Annotated in this window: 2 protein-coding genes; both read left to right on the top strand. The window is 49.8% G+C overall.

Annotated elements, in window-relative coordinates; genetic code table 11:
- A partial coding sequence (locus OEL57_RS16055) for an EAL domain-containing protein (RefSeq protein ID WP_300741862.1) occupies positions 1 to 680 on the top strand: 680 nt, incomplete at its 5' end.
- A gap of 28 nt (positions 681 to 708) precedes the next feature.
- Entirely contained in the window at positions 709 to 2679 is a 1971-nt protein-coding gene (locus OEL57_RS16050; RefSeq protein ID WP_300741860.1) for a TonB-dependent receptor plug domain-containing protein, read from the top strand.
- Positions 2680 to 2709: the final 30 nt, after the last annotated feature.

Raw genomic sequence — 2709 nt, 5'->3', positions numbered from 1 at the left:
ACCCTGAAAAGGGGGTGATCCCACCCGCTAAATTTATTCCGCTTGCTGAGGAGTCCGGCAGCATTATCGCTATTACCGACTGGGTCCTGAAAACTGCGTGCCACCAGACAAAACAGTGGCATGATGCCGGCTACGGCATGATACCTGTTGCGGTCAACCTTTCCGCCTGCAGCTTCAAGCAAAATAGTCTCCAGTCCCAAATCAAGGAGACGCTTGAAACAACCGGTTTGCTGCCTCAGCTACTGGAACTTGAACTGACCGAATCCATACTGATTGAAAATGATAAGCAGGCGGAAGAAACCCTGCGAGAGTTGCACAAACTGGGGATCAAAATAACAATTGATGATTTTGGCACCGGTTACTCGTCACTTTCCTATCTTCACCGGTTCCCGATTAGTGTCCTGAAAATCGATCGCTCTTTTGTCTGGAATATGCATCGCAGCGAAAATGACATGGCCATTGTGGTTGCTATTATTGCCATGGCCCACAGTCTGAAGCTTCAAGTGGTGGCCGAAGGTGTTGAGACTGAAAAACAGTTAAACACGTTGAAAAAATGCGGATGCGAAATAATCCAGGGGTACCTGACAGGCAAACCTACCGACAGCAGTGAAATTGTCGAACAGTTGCAAAAAAACTGTAGTATAGAGGGGACTGAACGTCATTTCAGCTCTGAAGAATAGCTGCCGGCAAAAAACTGAGGGTACAGACATGACAAAGGTACAATCTGTTTTTCAAACTATTATGATTACAGTTCTGTTTCCAACGGCCTTGTATGCCCAGCAAACTGCAGTTCCCAGCCCGGAGATAGGCTCCCTTGAACAGCTGCTCAATACCGAGGTTACCACCGTAACTGCCGCCAGCAAATATCAGCAAGACCTCACCAGTGCTCCGGCATCGGTCAGTATTATCACCGCTGATGACTTCCGTAAATACGGCTACCGCACCCTGGCTGAAGCCATTAACAGCTTGCGGGGTTTTTACAGCACCTATAACCGCAGCTATCAGTCTGTTGGTGTGCGCGGATTCAGTCCACTGGGGGACTATAGTACACGTATTCTTGTGCTGGTGGACGGACACCGCCTGAATGATGCGGTGTATGAACAGGCGCCACTTGGTAGCGACTTCCCGGTTGACGTGGACATGATAGACAGGGTTGAGGTAATCAGAGGCCCTGGCTCGTCGCTGTACGGCACCAATGCCTTTGTCGCGGTGATCAATGTCATCACCAGGGGTACAAACAGCTTGAAAGGCGGTGAAGGCGCAACATCAGGCGGCAGTTTTAACGCCTGGACCGGGCGAGCCAGCGCCGGCAGCAAACTGGATAGTGGTCTTAGCCTCCTCCTGTCAGGCAGCTATCGGGACAGTGCCGGCAAACGGCGGCTACAGTTTCCTGAATACAGCACCAACAACGGTACCGCCCAGAGCATGGACGGTGAAACATCCTGGGATCTTTTGTTCAAGGCCGGCTGGAAAGATTTTTCTCTGCTTGTACTGCACCAGACCAGAGACAAACAAGTTCCAACGGCCCCTTATACCACCATCTTCAACGACCCCGCCCAGATAATAAGTGACCGCCGAACCATGGCAGGCCTTTCTTTTAGCCGAACTTTCCCACTCATGGACTTGAACGCCCGGATAACGTACAACCGGTATGAATATGACGGTACGTACCCGCTGGACAACAGCGGCACCTACACCCTCAATTATGATGAAACCGTAGCCCAGTGGCTGGGTACCGACTTGTATGGCTCAAAGAATCTGGGTAATCATCTGATTACAGTGGGAACAGAACAACGTTGGCAATTTGATCAACAACAGCTCAACTACAACATCTTCCCCGCCTATCAGAGTATCTTGAATAACAACCATGCCAGCTATGCTCAGGGCTACTACCTGCAGGACGAGTATCACATCACAAAAACTCTTATCCTGAATACCGGCATTCGCTATGATCACTACAGCACCTTTGGTGGCACCTGGAATCCTCGAGCAGCAGTAATCTGGAACCCCATTGATAGCACTGTATTGCGACTATCCTACGGTGAAGCGTTCCGTGCCCCGAACGCCTATGAGCTGTATTATAATGACACCACCAGCACCAAAGGTAATGTTAATCTGAAACCGGAAAAGATCCGTATGGTTGAGTTAAGCTATGACCAGTACATTGGTAATAACCTGCGTACCGGCATTACCGGTTTTTACTCCCGTATCAATGATCTGCTGGAACAGGCTACAGATCCTGGCGACGGACTGTTGCAGTTTAGAAACCAGAGCAAGGTCGAAACCAAAGGTATTGAGTTACAGGCAGAAGGCAAGTGGGAAAACGGTTACAGCGGCAGGATCAGCTACAGCTACCAAGCAGTAAAAAACTTGGATACCGGCGTACTCATGAATAACAGTCCCCGAACTCTTTTGAAAGCTGCGCTCACCGCTCCGCTTCCTGCCGGCAAGACCTTTGCCACCCTTGAAAGCTGTTACACCGGGTCGAGCATCAACAGTAATCAGCAGACTGTTGCTGGCGCCGCTGTGGTTAATCTAACCGTTCTTAACCGAGACCTGATCAAGGGTCTTGAACTTTCCGGATCAGTTGAGCCTCTTGCAAAAGTCTTGAAAGTTGGTTGCCAATGTCAGCCTGTAGTGAAGTTTTCACCAGAGAGCAGCATTAGGCTGGCCCTTTGATCGTTTTCAGCGGTATTTATCCATGATCCT

It is taken from the genome of Trichlorobacter sp., from assembly GCF_030247655.1.
GTDB lineage: Bacteria > Desulfobacterota > Desulfuromonadia > Geobacterales > Pseudopelobacteraceae > Trichlorobacter.
This window is presented reverse-complemented; position numbering and strand designations above follow the sequence as displayed.

Bases quoted from the DNA above. Each gene is read 5' to 3' on its own strand.
- OEL57_RS16050 (WP_300741860.1), top strand. From the start codon at position 709: ATGACAAAGGTACAATCTGTTTTTCAAACTATTATGATTACAGTTCTG.